Origin of the sequence: Burkholderia sp. Ac-20384 (assembly GCF_017104605.1) — a bacterium.
GTDB classification, from domain to species: domain Bacteria; phylum Pseudomonadota; class Gammaproteobacteria; order Burkholderiales; family Burkholderiaceae; genus Burkholderia; species Burkholderia lata.
Genome location: NZ_JAAGPE010000004.1, coordinates 42,973 through 56,681, shown reverse-complemented (window position 1 = coordinate 56,681; position 13,709 = coordinate 42,973). Strand labels below are relative to the sequence as shown.

The 13,709-nt window shown below is 62.3% G+C and carries 17 protein-coding genes and 2 tRNA genes; 4 read left to right on the top strand and 15 right to left on the bottom strand.

The genetic code is table 11. The features are described 5' to 3' along the window. The 14 genes from G3O00_RS01780 to G3O00_RS01715 form a co-directional block, all read right to left on the bottom strand. Window positions 1-1,113, bottom strand: a complete 1,113-nt coding sequence (locus G3O00_RS01780; RefSeq protein WP_206141846.1) for a DUF2184 domain-containing protein — start codon at window positions 1,111-1,113, stop codon at window positions 1-3. A 69-nt stretch (window positions 1,114-1,182) separates the two neighbouring features. Beyond that, on the bottom strand, window positions 1,183-1,689 hold the full coding sequence (locus tag G3O00_RS01775; RefSeq protein ID WP_206141845.1) for a hypothetical protein: 507 nt from the start codon (window positions 1,687-1,689) through the stop codon (window positions 1,183-1,185). 10 nt (window positions 1,690-1,699) lie between these two features. Next, complete coding sequence (locus tag G3O00_RS01770; RefSeq protein ID WP_206141844.1) at window positions 1,700-3,175, bottom strand: DUF2213 domain-containing protein; 1,476 nt, start codon at window positions 3,173-3,175, stop codon at window positions 1,700-1,702. Window position 3,176: 1 nt separating this feature from the next. Then, on the bottom strand, window positions 3,177-3,335 hold the full coding sequence (locus G3O00_RS01765; RefSeq protein ID WP_206141843.1) for a hypothetical protein: 159 nt from the start codon (window positions 3,333-3,335) through the stop codon (window positions 3,177-3,179). A 5-nt stretch (window positions 3,336-3,340) separates the two neighbouring features. Continuing rightward, entirely contained in the window at window positions 3,341-4,096 is a 756-nt protein-coding gene (locus tag G3O00_RS01760; RefSeq protein ID WP_206141842.1) for a phage minor head protein, read from the bottom strand. After that, window positions 4,093-5,559 (bottom strand): DUF1073 domain-containing protein, encoded by a 1,467-nt coding sequence (locus tag G3O00_RS01755; RefSeq protein WP_206141841.1) that lies wholly within the window; start codon window positions 5,557-5,559, stop codon window positions 4,093-4,095. The genes G3O00_RS01760 and G3O00_RS01755 overlap by 4 nt, the downstream gene beginning before the upstream one ends. 20 nt (window positions 5,560-5,579) lie before the next feature. Further along, a complete protein-coding gene (terL, locus tag G3O00_RS01750) occupies window positions 5,580-7,160 on the bottom strand; it encodes a phage terminase large subunit (RefSeq protein ID WP_206141840.1) in 1,581 nt (526 codons plus the stop codon). Next, complete coding sequence (locus G3O00_RS01745; protein WP_206141839.1) at window positions 7,096-7,608, bottom strand: DUF2280 domain-containing protein; 513 nt, start codon at window positions 7,606-7,608, stop codon at window positions 7,096-7,098. The genes terL and G3O00_RS01745 overlap by 65 nt, the downstream gene beginning before the upstream one ends. Window positions 7,609-7,638: 30 nt before the next feature. Beyond that, window positions 7,639-8,250: a putative metallopeptidase gene (locus G3O00_RS01740; RefSeq protein WP_241024896.1), complete on the bottom strand. Its 612-nt coding sequence runs from the start codon at window positions 8,248-8,250 to the stop codon at window positions 7,639-7,641. 294 nt (window positions 8,251-8,544) lie between these two features. Then, a tRNA-Gly gene (locus tag G3O00_RS01735) sits at window positions 8,545-8,618 on the bottom strand. Between the two features lie 9 nt (window positions 8,619-8,627). After that, window positions 8,628-8,705: transfer RNA gene (locus G3O00_RS01730), tRNA-Thr, on the bottom strand. 563 nt (window positions 8,706-9,268) lie between these two features. After that, window positions 9,269-9,460, bottom strand: a complete 192-nt coding sequence (locus G3O00_RS01725; protein ID WP_206141838.1) for a hypothetical protein — start codon at window positions 9,458-9,460, stop codon at window positions 9,269-9,271. Continuing rightward, entirely contained in the window at window positions 9,457-9,600 is a 144-nt protein-coding gene (locus G3O00_RS01720; protein ID WP_206141837.1) for a hypothetical protein, read from the bottom strand. Before G3O00_RS01720 ends, G3O00_RS01725 begins: the two co-directional genes overlap by 4 nt. Next, the gene (locus tag G3O00_RS01715; protein WP_206141836.1) at window positions 9,597-9,830 is read right to left on the bottom strand and encodes a hypothetical protein; all 234 of its coding nucleotides are present in this window, start codon (window positions 9,828-9,830) and stop codon (window positions 9,597-9,599) included. The genes G3O00_RS01720 and G3O00_RS01715 overlap by 4 nt, the downstream gene beginning before the upstream one ends. A 129-nt stretch (window positions 9,831-9,959) precedes the next feature. On the opposite strand from G3O00_RS01715, the gene G3O00_RS01710 reads away from it, so the two are divergent. Continuing rightward, complete coding sequence (locus G3O00_RS01710; protein ID WP_206141835.1) at window positions 9,960-10,271, top strand: hypothetical protein; 312 nt, start codon at window positions 9,960-9,962, stop codon at window positions 10,269-10,271. 759 nt (window positions 10,272-11,030) lie between these two features. Here G3O00_RS01710 and G3O00_RS01705 read toward each other — a convergent pair. Continuing rightward, window positions 11,031-11,435, bottom strand: coding sequence for a hypothetical protein (locus G3O00_RS01705; RefSeq protein ID WP_206141834.1), 405 nt, complete (start codon window positions 11,433-11,435; stop codon window positions 11,031-11,033). Between the two features lie 271 nt (window positions 11,436-11,706). Here G3O00_RS01705 and G3O00_RS01700 point away from each other — a divergent pair, with 271 nt between their 5' ends. The 3 genes from G3O00_RS01700 to G3O00_RS01690 are packed head-to-tail and all read left to right on the top strand — an operon-like array spanning window position 11,707 to window position 13,593. After that, window positions 11,707-12,015, top strand: a complete 309-nt coding sequence (locus G3O00_RS01700) for a hypothetical protein (RefSeq protein ID WP_206141833.1) — start codon at window positions 11,707-11,709, stop codon at window positions 12,013-12,015. 10 nt (window positions 12,016-12,025) lie between these two features. Then, complete coding sequence (locus G3O00_RS01695) at window positions 12,026-12,913, top strand: hypothetical protein (RefSeq protein WP_206141832.1); 888 nt, start codon at window positions 12,026-12,028, stop codon at window positions 12,911-12,913. Beyond that, the gene (locus G3O00_RS01690; RefSeq protein ID WP_206141831.1) at window positions 12,910-13,593 is read left to right on the top strand and encodes a DUF6475 domain-containing protein; all 684 of its coding nucleotides are present in this window, start codon (window positions 12,910-12,912) and stop codon (window positions 13,591-13,593) included. The genes G3O00_RS01695 and G3O00_RS01690 overlap by 4 nt, the downstream gene beginning before the upstream one ends. The last annotated feature ends 116 nt before the right edge of the window (window positions 13,594-13,709 follow it).

The window sequence follows — 13,709 nt, the reverse complement described above, 5'->3', positions numbered from 1 at the left end:
TCAGATCCCGTCGCGGTAAGCTGCCGTCACACCGTAGCGCCATTCGATCTGGCCCAAGCGCGACCAGTAGGTCGTGATCTGGAACAGCGAGCGGTACTCGAGCGGCGTGCGCTGCAGGTCGGTCATCGGGTACTGCACGTACTTCTTGTCGCTGTTGTAAGCGACCATGCGGTCCACCGTGCCGAGCTGGCCCTGCGTGCCGCCGACGCCGGCACCGATCAGCCACTTCAGTTCGAGGATTTCCAGCGGCACACCTTGCTGCGTGCAGATGTTGTTCTCGAGGATGTACGTCAGGATCGACTTGTTGCCAGACGAGCTGATCACCTGCGACGCGATGTATCCGAGCTTCGCCGGCGGCAGCATCAGGCGGTTCGGCTTCACCTTCCAACCGGAAGCCTGCCACGCGGACGTCAGGAGTTCGTTGACGTCGGCGAGGATCTCGTTCGGCGTCTTCGTGTTCCATTGCGGCGTACCAGCGGCGCCGTTCGCGACGTTCGTCACGCTGCCGACGGCTCCATTCGAGTTCACCAGGCCGGTGAAACCGAGTTGCGCATCGCCGTAGTAGACGATCTGGTCGATGTCCATGTTCCGCTTCATGTTCATCGCATCGACCTTCTGCGAGTCGATCGGCATCCCGAGCTTCTGCGACTTCACCAGCTCGGGCACCGTGTACTTGACCTCGGCACCCCACAGGCGCATCGGCTGCGGCGTCTTGCCGATGTCGACCGACGGGCCGGCGAGCGCGTTGCCCTCGTTCGAGATCCAGTTCAGCCCGTTCGGGTTGATACCGCCGCTCATGCCATAGGCCGAGTTCGTGAACGACGCGACTTCGTCAGCGGCCGACACGTCGCTGCGGATGTAGACGTCGCGCGACCACGTGTATTCGACGAGCGGTTCGTTCAACGTCTGGTCGAGGCGTTCGAGCTGGCCGACGAGGAATGCGCCGGTCGAGTCGATCGTCGCTGCGTCGTACGTGTACTGCTGATCCGCCGTGCGCGCACGCACGAGACGGCGCGAAGCCTCCGCGACAGCCGGCGATGCGGCGGCGATGGCGTGCGCAGCAGCCATCGCCACTGCGCCCCGGCGCAGATACTTCTGTTCGAACATATCCATGTAATGGCTCCTGAAATGCAAAAGCCCCGCATCAGCGGGGCCTCAGGTGAAGCGCTGTATAGCGCCGGGTCAGATGTTGACGGCGATCTCGGTGACGCCGTACGAGTCGGCCGGCCCGGTGAAATACCAGCTCGACGGCATCGCGACGGTGTTCGTCCCGTCGGCAGCAGCCTCGAAGCCGCCGAGCGGCTTGCCAGAGGCGGCCGCCGCGACACGCACGTAGACGGTACCGTTCTTCGCGGCAGCCGTCGTGCCGCCGAGCGCGACGTCGACATACCCGCGCTTCAGGATGTCGGTCGGACCGCTCGCCGGAGGCGTCGACGTGCCGAGGGGATCGGTTCCGTTGCCCTGGATCGGGTATGCGCGCAGGTTGACGCCGTACACGATCGCGGCGGTGTCGGCCGAGTTGTTGATCGGCTGGATCTTGCCGTTCACCATCTTCACGGCGACACCGAACGCGGTCGGAGGTGCGGCCGGATCGATCAACTGAGACTCGATCGTGGCGACTTCAGCCCGCTGCAGATCGCCGGGGAAACCGGCCGGCATCCGGAATTGGTAAGCTTGGTACGAGGGCATTTCGGCTCCTTTACTTGCGGTTCGCCCAGAATTCGGCGTGGATCTGGTTGATGTCCTTGCGCTCGACGGGCGCACTGTCGTTCGTCTTGCGCTGCATCACGCCCGAGTTCTTCCCGCGGACGAGTTCGGAGGCGGCATTGAAGAATGCTTTCACCGCATTGCACGGCATGCCAGCAATGTCAGCGCCGCCAGTCACGGCCTTCACAGAATCTGCGTTCTCGTTGTCCATAGCCGAACGCAGCGCGCGCCGGCGCAGCACGCAGATCGAATCGACGGTCTTCTTGCGCACTGCCTTCGCGTCGAACGTCGGCAGGCGGACGCCCGGGGCGAGGATCTCGGCGCGCGACAGCGCGTCCTGAAACTCGTCGCGGAGCGCGGTGCTATCGCCGGTGCGGGCGGCGCCCTTGCTTTCACCGTCGTCACCTTCACCGTCACCATCGCCAGTCATCGTGCCGTCGCCATCGTCGTCGTCGCCGTCCGAATCTCCGGTCTGCGAGCCGCCGCCTTCGAGCTTCGTCACACGCTCGGCGAGTTCGTTCAGCTTGCCGTCCACGCCCTGCACCGCGGCGAGAACCTTGGCGATCGGATCGTCAGCGCCGCCTCCGGCGCCGTCGTCGCCCGTCGCGGACGTAGCGGCCGGCTTCGCCTCGGCAGCACCGGGCATGTGGATGTGGATCTGCGGTTGACCGTTGCCGGCTTCGTCGCCGTCTTCGTCACCCGTCATCTCGTTCGCGACTTTCTCGAACGTGTCCGAGTCGCGCGTCATGAACGCCTTGCGCAGTTTCTCGATCAGCGTCGACTGCGCGGGCTTCTTGGTTGCCATGCTTGAGTCTCCTGTCGGAGTGGTTGGATTGCTATCCCCAATGGAGCACACGGGGCCACAGCGGGCGTTTTTCACGAGTGCGACGTGGTTGCCCACGATCACCACCTGTCGCGCCCGCCCAGGCGCAATTTGTTCGTAGTCGGCGTCGTAGCCGTTGCTGACCTGGTCGAGCGCGTCATCACCTTCGCTCTGAACGCGGCGGATCGCCTCGGCGTCCGTGATCAGCAGATCGGCCAGCATCAAATCAGCCTGCGCGCCCTCGCCGCGACGTACGTTACGCACGGTCCCGCGAGCCACCGACATGTAGTTCGCCGGCGTCACGAAATCCGGCGGATGGTCGATCGTGATCGGCTTGCCTTCGAAGCTCGCAAGCGTCTCCGGGCTGAACAGCACCTCAGCAGTGCGCTCAGCGACGATGACGCCGTCCTTCGCCTCAAGCTCGGGCAGTTCGAAGTACGCGTAGTCCTGCGAGCCGATGCGCGCGATGGGCACTTCCTCGCAGAGGAGGAAGCCCTCGGGCGTGATCGAACGACGCACGCCGATCTTCTCGGCCGTGTACATGCCCGAGGCGGTAACGCCGTCGCGCGTGTGCGCCTTTACGTGCGGCGCGTGCGCAGCAGTGCCGCCACACGAACACGCGTGGTCTGTGGTGTAAATGCGCATGTCAGCTTTCGAAGCCCGTTCGAACGGCACGCCGGACGATTCGCTCGACGCTGCCGTAATTCGGTTGACTGCGCGTGAGCCGGCACCAGGCGGCCAAGCCGCGCATGTAGAGCGGCAGCCACCACGCGGTACTCACGCGGATCGTGATTTGTGATGTCATCGTCCTCATCCTCTCGGCAAAACTACGTCCTGCCAGCATCGGCAGCCGTAGATGCACCCGGCATGCGCACGACGTCCGGTGCGCCGGTCCGCGATCGGCGGCTGGTCCCACGGGATGAACCGCCCCTCTAGGATCCGGTGATCGGCGCGTACGTCAGAGTCTTCCGACGTGCGCCAGACATAGCCCGGGCTTCCGACATGAAGCGCGCGGGCCTCCGTCAGATTTGATGCCGCACGACTGACTTCCGTCCGGGCGATCAGGTCTGCCCGGCTTTTCGCCACCTCTCCGGATGCCTGGATCATTCGCGAGATCTCGGCCGCGCGGCCACCATCAGCCATTCGATCAAGCGCCAGGCGGTGCACGCGCTGCGCGGCCTCGAGCGGGATAGACTTGATCAGCGTCACCTGCTCAGCCATCAGCGCGCGCATCAGGTCTCCGGTCGGAGCGCCGCGGATCTCGTCGCGCAGCGCATTCGACATGTCGGCAGCGCGACGCATCCAAGACTGCTCATCGCGTCGATTCACGTCGGCGATCATCTGCGCAGCCGTGACCTCAGCCCACGGCGCGAGCGCATCCGCGTATCGGCGCAGCATCTCCTCGATGAAGGATGCGGACGCCGGGTCGCCGGCAGGGAAGCCGTCAACCAGCATCCCCACCTGACCACCTATCTTGCGCAGCTGAGACCGGTATCGGCGCTCGGCTCCGCTCAGGCGCGCCGGGTTCTCCGGCCGGCCCCGCCGGCGGTCGAGTGTCAGTGTCATCGTCGTCGGAACAATCTGCGGATGATGGAATCGCTCGTTCGCGCGCCGGCCGGCCGCAAGAGATCGTCCGGCAACGAAGTGTCGATCGGTGGCGGATCGTCGATCTTCTCGGTCATTTCGGCCAATTTGATCTGCTCGTCACTGATGTCGCCGAACAGGCCGGTATCTTCGGACGACGCCTTCAGTTCACGCATGCCTTGACTCGGCGTGATCAGTTCAGCATCGACAGCCTTCGTAACCGAATCGACCGTCTTGTTTCCGATCTCAGCCTTCTCTGCGGCCGACATCTCCTGAAGCGGCCGGAACGTGAACGTGAAGTCCTCCGGCAGGGGCGCGCCAAGCACTGAACGAGATAGCACATCGAGTAGGCGACCCAGCGGGCGGCGCAGCTTGCGCTCCTGCCGGGTGTTGACCTTCTCGTGGTACTGCTTCATCTCGCCATCACCGGTCGCGCCGAGGCCGCCGGGCGACTGACCGAACAGGCGCGTGAGCGGGATGCCCGTCGCGCCACTCAGTTGCTCGGCGAACCGGATCAGCACGTCTGACAGCCCCGAGAACGAGTACTGATGCGTCTCGAACTTGTCCGTCGAGTCGAGAACAGTCATGCCCTCGTTGGTCTGCGCGAGACGCGTGAACTCAATTTGCCCCTTCAAGCCGGCCAACGCAGGGCCGCCCGCCGCGATGATGTCGCGCAGCTTCTCGACCTGCAGGACGCGAAGGTGCGCCTTGTAGACGAGCTGCCCGGTGCCGACCGACGCGCTGTCAAACGCAATCAGTCGGTCCCACATTGGCTCAAGGATCGACAGCCCCCATCCGTTCTCGCTGATGCGCTGGTAGAACGGCAGCGCCTCGCCATCCATGCGAATCACGCGCGAGTAGTGGATGCGCCCCTTCGGAAGTCCGACGGAGTCGGTAAGAACGTCGTAGAACTTCGGCATGCCCATGTCGGGACCAAACTCAGTAACGATCTCGCCTACCGGCGGCGCCACCATCCAGCGGTCCAGCACGACGAGGCCCTTGAATTGGCCTTTGCCGATGGTCTCAGGCCGGAGTGGAGTCTCCATGTCCTGCCCATCGATCAGCATCACGGCAATCGCGCCGCCGTACAACTGCGCCCACTTTCCGGTGTCGCACAGCTGATCCCAGATCGCCAACTCCGTCATCGCGTTGTCGAGCTTCGTGGCGGCGGTCGGCTCGAGGCCCGACATCGCAATGCCCTTGCGCGTCATGTCCTCGGGGATCGCATCAACCGCGGCACGCACGATCCACGATCCGCGATACGCGGCTTCGAGCCAGACGCGGTTGCGGCTCTGATACGACAGCGTGTACTGCGATGCGGACGCCTGGTTGTCTGCGCCCCAACCGAGTCGCGCCTCGAAATTTGCGAACGAGTCGGTTGTGCGCTGCTTCGGCGCAGCAGTAGCCGGCGGCGACGGCCGCGCGTTTCGATTCTTTCTCGACATCCTCGGGAAGTCCTTCGTGCTCAACCGGCGAGCCGCTCCCAGACCGACAGGTCTTTCGCGCCTCCCAGCATGTCATTGATGGCGTCGACCATCGGATCGATCTGGTCGTCGTGCATATGCGTGTCGTCCGCTGTGAACGAGTCGCACTCGGTGATGAAGTCGTTGACGAAAGGCGCATCGGCCGGCACGCATACGTTGCCGACGTCGATATGGCTGACAACGTCCATGACGCGCGTTAGCTTGTCCTTCACCCGCTCGATACCTTCGATCGGAATGCCGCCGTCCGCCTGAATGTCTTGGATGAGGCCGGTACCGCTCGACTTGTCCTCGACCTTCATCTGGCGAAGCACGGCCGCGCTAGGATCGTCAGCTCCGATGGCCGCGTGCTTGTTCCAGAAGTCGATCGCCCGCTGTTTAAGCTCGGGCGCCTTCCACTTGCCGCGGATCTGGTCGATCAGATAGATGCGCTTGTCGTAGCCCAGACCCCAGCACTGGAACACGCTGTAGTCGTTCCGCTCCGCCGTCTTTTGCGCCGTGTCGGCGAAGATCTTCCGGTATTGCAGCTGCGGCAGCGCGCCGTAACGCACGAACTTGCCGCTTTGGATGATCCCGCCGCCCAGCGGTGCCGGCCGCTGCATGTACTGACCGTTGAACACGTACGCGTCGGCCTTCTCGGCCGCGAGCAGTTCCTGCAGAGGCTCTTTGTATGGCCAGTAGCTAAACCGGCCATCGTCGTCGCGCTCTTCGCTGTCAACCATCGCGCGGATGTGCTCCGGCAGCGCGGCGACGTAGTCGTCGGTAATCAACGCTGGAATTTCGATGAATTCCCACTCGCCGGGCATCTTCCCCGACTTGATGAAGCCGGTCGGATCCTCTTCGGCGAGACGCTGCATGATCACGATGATCGGCGTGTCCGGGTTCGCCTTCCGGCTCTTCACCGTGGACATCAGCTTCCGATTCGCCTTGTCACGATTCGTCTTGCTGTACGCATCCTCGACCTTTAGCGGGTCGTCGATGATGATCGCGCCCTGCCAGCCCTCGGCCATGTGCCCAGCACGAAAGCCAGTTATCTGACCGCCGAGCGACACTGCGTATACGCCGCCGGCCTTCTTGCCGTTGACGACCACGTTCCATCGCTTCTTCGACTTCGCGTCGGCGGCGATCGTCATCGGCCAAATGGCCTGAAAGTCGTCGGAGCCGACAATCTCGCGCGATGTCTCGCTGTTGAGCAGCGCGAGGTCGTCTGAATACGAGATGTGCAGAAAGCGCGCGCGCGGGTTGACTGCTAGGCCGCGCGCGATCAGATTGATCGCGACGAGCTCCGTCTTCGATGAGCCCGGCGGGACGTTGATAACGACGTTCTTCGACGTGCCATCCATCACACGCTGCACGATGTCGCAGATCAGCACGTGGTGCCAGTTCACACGGAACTCGATGCCCTGCCGCGCACGGAAGAAGTGCTTCGAGAATTCGAGGTGGCTGGCCGAGAGGCTCTTCCGCAGCTCGGCCAGCTTATTCTGGCGGCGCTTTTCACGCTCAGCCCGGATTTCCTCCAGGCTGGCGCCGAGCAGCGATACGCTCGAGTAGGTCGAGTTCAGCATCGGTCAATTCATCCAGATCGACCGGGACGGCCGCAGTCTTGATCGGCGAGCCGTCCTTCCCCGTGTGCTCAAGCTTCTGCCGGTTCGTGAACGCGCCGCCCGCCTCCTTCGCGGCCTGCTCAAGCAACTGCGCGGCGCCCACCGTGTTACCGCTGCGCGCGGTGCGATCGAACAGGCGCCCCAATTGACGCAGCCGGTACGCCTGGTCGGCGATGGGAATCTCCGCCACCTCGCGGCGAAAGCGCTCGCGCGTGGCGTGGAACAGCTCCACCCACTTCTTGCCGACGCCTTTCCCGGCGACCTTTGTAGGGTCGTACTGCGCGACCTGCACGCGGGAAACTTCGATGCCGAATTCGGCCTTCACCGAATCTGCTACCTCGGTGGGGGTGTCGTAGCAGGCAAGCGCTTGCACAATGAAGCACTTGACCGCCTCATTGAGCGTTGCCATTGCGTGAATTCCGTATTGGTTGGGTATCGGTTATGCCGCGCGCAGCATGCACGTCCCGCAGGCGTGGCCGATCTCGACACGCCCGATCTCCGGCGCCCGCTGCGCAGCAGCAACGAACGCCTCCGTATCGCCCGAGCCACCCGCGATGCCGTACCGCCGGACGATGCCGACGAACTCTTCGACGTCGTGCCCGCGAATGCCGAGCTTCGGCATGCCGTCCTTCGTGAACGCAGGCGCACCGAAGTCGTCGACTCGCTGCCCGACGTGGTACAGCTCGTGTTCGACCAGCGCGCACCACTGAAGATCGCTGCACTCGTGCGCGTAGTGCGCATCGAACGTGATCAGAAAGTCCGGCACCCGGCCGAACCATTCGCAGAACTGTTGCTCCTGCCGAGCCTTCTGCCATCCACCAGCGCGGATCATCACCTCCTCGCACTGGCCGACAACACGGCGCATGCGCTTCGTGTTCTCAGCCGATGCCCAGAGATAAGCGATGTCAGCATCCCAGAGGTGCCGGTGATCGTCGTTGTGTAGCGGCGCGCCCTCGCGGAGGATGGACTGCCACACCCAATCCGACATGTCGTGGGCCGGCACGATCCGGCGCGTCAGCGTCAGGTCGTTGAGCATGTCGCTCGGCGGCATGGGCCGCGAGCTCGCAGCGCCAGCGACCGCGACGTCGGCATTCTTGCGTCGCGCCATCTGATCTCCTGCGGCTTGTTCGGAATTGGTCACGCCCGGCGCTTGGGAAAATCCCGCCGAAGCGGGCAAAGGCCCCAGCATGCACCCCGTCATGACCTGCGGCGGTTACTCGTACAGATGGCGCCACTCATCCGCTAGGCGCCCCAGCTGTGAAAACGAGTGCGCGCTCGCCGGTGCGATTTCGTCTGGATAGGTTTTGGTCTCCAGCTACGAATTCGCACCGGGAGCAGCGCAACTTGGAGCGAACGACGAGAATCGAACTCGTGTGAACGGCTTGGAAGGCCGCCGCCTGACCATTCGGCCACGCTCGCATGATGATCTGGTGCCCCCGGCATGGATTCGAACCTGCGACCCGTCCCTTACAGAGGGACTGCTCTGCCGTGCTGAGCTACGAGGGCGTTACTAGCGAAAGATGCGCGGGCTCTTCCCCCACTTGCCGGATTGCGTACCGGGACCACCCTCTGGCGGGCAGTGAAGGAATCGAACCTCGCTCGACTCGGATTTGGAATCCGGCCTGCTCCCTGAGCTACCACCCTCACGGCTTACGACAACTTAGAACAGATTTCCGGTCTGTCCGGCGAACGCCTCTTTTGTCAGTTATCGCAATGCGTGAAGGTGTATAGAGACACACCCGCGGCACAGAGCCGGCATCCACCGGTTAGCTGCCTTGGGCGTTCCCTCTTTTGTATGCGCGCCCTGCGGGCGGTCAGCGGCGCGCGTGGCCCGAACAGGGCCATTTCGTTGAATCGAATCAAGCGCGGTCGCGCATGTACTGCTGCCGGTTACGTTTCCGGCGGCATGCCACTGCCCGTTACTTGACCTTCGCGTCGCTTGGCAGGCGCAGGTTCTACAGGTCGCGGCCGACTTCTTTAACACTCGCTCGGCGGGCGAACCCCACACTTTCGCGGCGGGGAAGCAGTACCAGCAGCAGGCGGTCAGCGTTATTTCATGTCACACCTCGTCAGTAGCCAGAGTTCGCGAGCGACAGCGAGGCTGCGGCCAGCGTGTTCAACGCCTGCGCGATCTCGATCTGTTCGGGGTTGTCGGGGTTCAGCGGGACGGCGCGCGGCCGCATGTCGGCGATCTCCATCTCGACGCCGCCGTGCTCGGCCATCACGCGCCGGGCGACCTCGATCGCTTTCGTCAGCGTCATTCGCTCTCCGCGTAGTCGAGCAGACGGCCGATCGTCTCGTCGAGCGCGAGGCAGGCATCCTCCATCGAGTCGCCCACCGTCGCGGTGACCCACATCAAGCCGAGCAGCGGCCAGCACATCAACCAAGCGGCCGTCCTCACGCGACACCCCGCAGCCTGCGGTGGAATCCCGCCATCAGGTCGGCCCGGCGCTCGATGTCGCGCCACCGCGCCTCCTCAATTGATCGACGGCGCCGGTTCGCCCGGGCCCGCTCGTCACTTTCGCGGATGCGTCGGACCAGGCTGCCGACGATGCAGCGCAGCGCGACCGTTAGTAGCACCGCGCCACTGAACGCCAGACAGATGACGACCGGGTAGACTTTCGGACTCACTTTTCACCCCTCTCGCCCGGCGCACCGGGCTGCGGAACGGACTGTCACGGAAAATTCCCTTGCACAAAGCGATACCATGTTGGTATCCTTTAATTGTACTCGATCACGAGCCAACAAGGGGAGAAAGCCATGTCGCGCAGATTCGAAACCTCATGCGATGCGCACCTCGATCGCGCGGCGGGGCGACACTACGCCGAGTACGACGTACTGGACGATCTCAACGAGTTCGCCGGCGAATTGATTGAGGAAGCACTGCGAACACTGCCGGGCGAAGAACTGGTCGCCGGGATGCAGTCAGTAGAACTATCGGACGCGGAACGGATCCGCGCCGCCTATCACGATGACAAGGCGCTTGCCGCACTTGTCCGAGAACTGGTGAAGAAGTCGATCACCGATAGCGCGTCAGAGAAAGCGCGCAAGCAGTTTGCTGAGCATCACTGACCACGATCAATCAGGGAGGATCAATCGATGAAATGCACATTCAGGCGCTTGGCGTTATTACCGCTGCCGGTCGGCAGTTGTCGAGCCGATCGGCCGAAACCAGCACTCGGAGCGTGACGAAATCATGTGCTCGCGCGCGCAACGAAACCCCGTGCTGAGGTTATAGCCAATGACGTTACGAGAATTACGATGAGCCCGCCGAGCGCGGGCTTTCGCTTTTCAGCGTGCCAGAAACGCAACAGCCGACGCGCGATATGATCGGGCGACGGCCGAAGAATAAAAAACCGCCACGGCATCCGTTCGGCGGAAGCACCAATATCAATTGGCGCGGAAGGAACCGACACTAGCGCGATCTCTCAACTCGCACTAATGACACGGTATAGAAACTGTACCAGAACCATAACAGTATCGTCAAGCGATAAACGTCACCATGTTGGTATCCGTTTTGGGCGAAAAAATAAGCGCCCTCATCTTCGCCAATACCTCCTGACGTTGATCAGCCGGGATCCCGCTTGCCATGGCGCGGATCTCATCGATCTCCTCCCACCCTGGCGATAAGGCAGATGCCGTGCACACGGCCGAATCTGCATCGCAGGGTACAGCGGCGCGCAGTGAAGTACCTTCCATTTGTTGCCCCCAAGCGTTTGCTTTTGTTGCGAAGTGCGCGGCCTTTCTTACCGCTGGCATTACTTCAGATTACATTTTGACACAGTTTTTTTCCACGCGCATCAAATTAAATGCGCGCAGAAAAGGTAACTTTTACGTGATTTTGTCTAGAGGCTTCCCAGCGACAAGTGCGGAAAATATCTTGAGAAGTGCAGACTTCGAAGCCTCAGGCGCCTGAGCATACAGCGCCATCACTGCCTCGTTGAATGCACGAGCATCATCGTTGTCAGCAAGGGCCTCTATGGTGTGGTCAGTGTCCATCCACCCTTTCCCTAGCTTCAATACGTTCTCTATCTTGTCCGCTGTCTCAGTACCAATCACTTTGCGATGGTTGTTCACTTGAGAGACATAGACACGGTTCATCCCAAGCCGCTCTGAGAACGCTTTTAGCATCCCTCTGTCTTTGGCTTCCGGATCGGCGCGACGCACCTCGTCCTTGAACTTCTGGAAAAGAAACTCGAAGTTTCTCCAGCGTATTTGCTCGATCGTGTCAGCCATGATTTCGGTTCCAAAGTGTTCGCCAGCTCCGGCCCCGTAGCTGAGGGCCTCGCTGCGTTTATTCGAGAGCGGGCGTGCCGCTGCAATGCGCCAAGGTAGTGGTCTCTATGGGGCGAATAGTGAAGCGTTTTTGTCCGAAACGCAACCTTAGAAGTATCTTTGTTAGGGTTATCAAAGGCTTAGAAAAGTAGGCTCACCCTTCACGCAGGGATACTTTCTGAGGATCGGATGCTACAATGGTATCCGTTCTATCCACCTAAGGAGCCTGCCCTTGAACGCCAAGGAATTCCACGACCACTACGGCATGGATGTCGTTCGCCGCATCGTCGATCGCCTCGAAGTCAGCATGATCTACTGGAACGGCATCAAGAACGGGCACAAGGCCGTCAGCAGCGCCCGCGCGCTCCAGTTAGCGCAGCTCAGCTCCGAATACATCGGGCCGAACGACGAGCCGATGACCGTGATCGACCTGCTCGGGTTGCGCGATGTTCCTGGCCGCATCACCGGCATGGGACGCGGCAAAGACAAACCGGAAACGCCGCGACCGAAGATCGAAAGTCGTGCGCCGGCGGCGCAGTAAGGAGCCGACGATGACGACTAAAAGCTTACCGTGGTTCCGGATGTACTCGGACTTTTTGAATGATCCGAAGATGATCTCCCTCGCGTTCGAGGATCAACGCCATTTCATCGGCGTCCTAGCCCTCAAGTGCGGCGGCGTGATCGATCAGAAGTGCGCTCCCGAGCTTCTAGACCGCATCGTTGCGCAGCGGCTCTGGATCGACCACGCCATCATCCGCGAGGTCAAGAAGCGCCTGCAGGCAGTCAATCTGATCGATGAGAACTGGCAGCCAACCGGCTGGGAAAAGCGCCAGTTCCGGAGCGATGCGGACCCGAGCGGCGCAGAACGCCAACGGCGATTCAAGGAACGCAAGCGCGCCGAGGCTGCAGCCTCCGACGCCGGGCCGGACGACAACGGAGACGGTAACGCACCCGGTAACGCGTTACCTAACGGACAAGGTGACGGTCAGGTAACACCGCCAGATACAGAGTCAGATACAGAAGCAGAGGGAGATAAGAAAGTAACGCGCACGCGCAAGCGCGGCGCTAGCGAATCCTCGGCCCTCAACGCGAAGGCGTTATCGGCGGAAGGCGTCGATCGGCAGGTGGCCGCGGATTGGCTGACGCTTCGCAAGGCCAAGCGCTTACCGCTGACGCAGACCGCATGGGACACCGTGAAGGACGAGGCTGCGAAGCTCGGCATGTCTCCTGCCCAGGCGGTGAAGTATGCCGTCGACGAGGGATGGGCCGGTTTCAAGGCGAGTTGGGTTGAGCGCCAGCGTACTGATGGCGGCGCAACGCACGCGCGCGCCGGCGCGCAGCCAGCGAACAAGCAAGAGGCGCTCGAAGCCCGCAATCGTGATGTCGCCGCCCGCGCCGCCGCGCGATTCCAGTCTCAGCAGGGAGGAGCCCAGCAATGACCCCGAACGACCACGGCGCCTTCGTTGCGCTGATCGCCGACGTGCATGCTTTCTATCGGCGCGACTTCTCCGACTTCAGCGCGGATGTGTGGTGGAACGCGATGAAGCCATTCGACCTCCCCGCTATCAGCGATGCGTTCGGGCGCCATAGCGTCAACCCGGATTCCGGCCAGTTCATGCCGATGCCGGCCGACATCGTGAAGATGCTGGGCGGCTCGACGCAGGATGCCGCGCTGGTTGCGTGGGCGAAGGTCGACACCGCGGCGCGCTCGTGCGGCACGTACAACAGCGTCGTGTTCGACGACGCTCTGATTCATCGCGTGATCGTCGAGATGGGCGGCTGGGTGCTTGTCGGCTCGAAGGACGAGAAGGAGTGGCCGTTCGTGCGAAACGAGTTCGTCAACCGGTACCGCGGCTACCGGATGCGCAGCGAAACGCCCGATTACCTGCCAGTCCTGATCGGGATCGCGGAGGCGCAGAACAACCGAACCGGGCAAACGAGCCAGCAACCCGTCCTGGTTGGCGACGTGCGCGCGGCCGTGCAAGTGATGCTCGCGGGCCAGGATAAACCGATGCTGGGATTCGTGCGGATGAGCCCCGAAGAGGCCGCCAATCGACCGCCACCGCAGCTTAGTTCCAGCGGCAATCGCCCGGAGATTCGCGGTCAAAAAACAGCGTGACATTTTTCCGGACACAACGGATACTTTGATAGTATCCGATACCGGAAATCGCATTTGTCGGATTCTTACCGTGTTTTGTGTGAAGAATTGAAAACAAATACCATGAAAGGACTTTA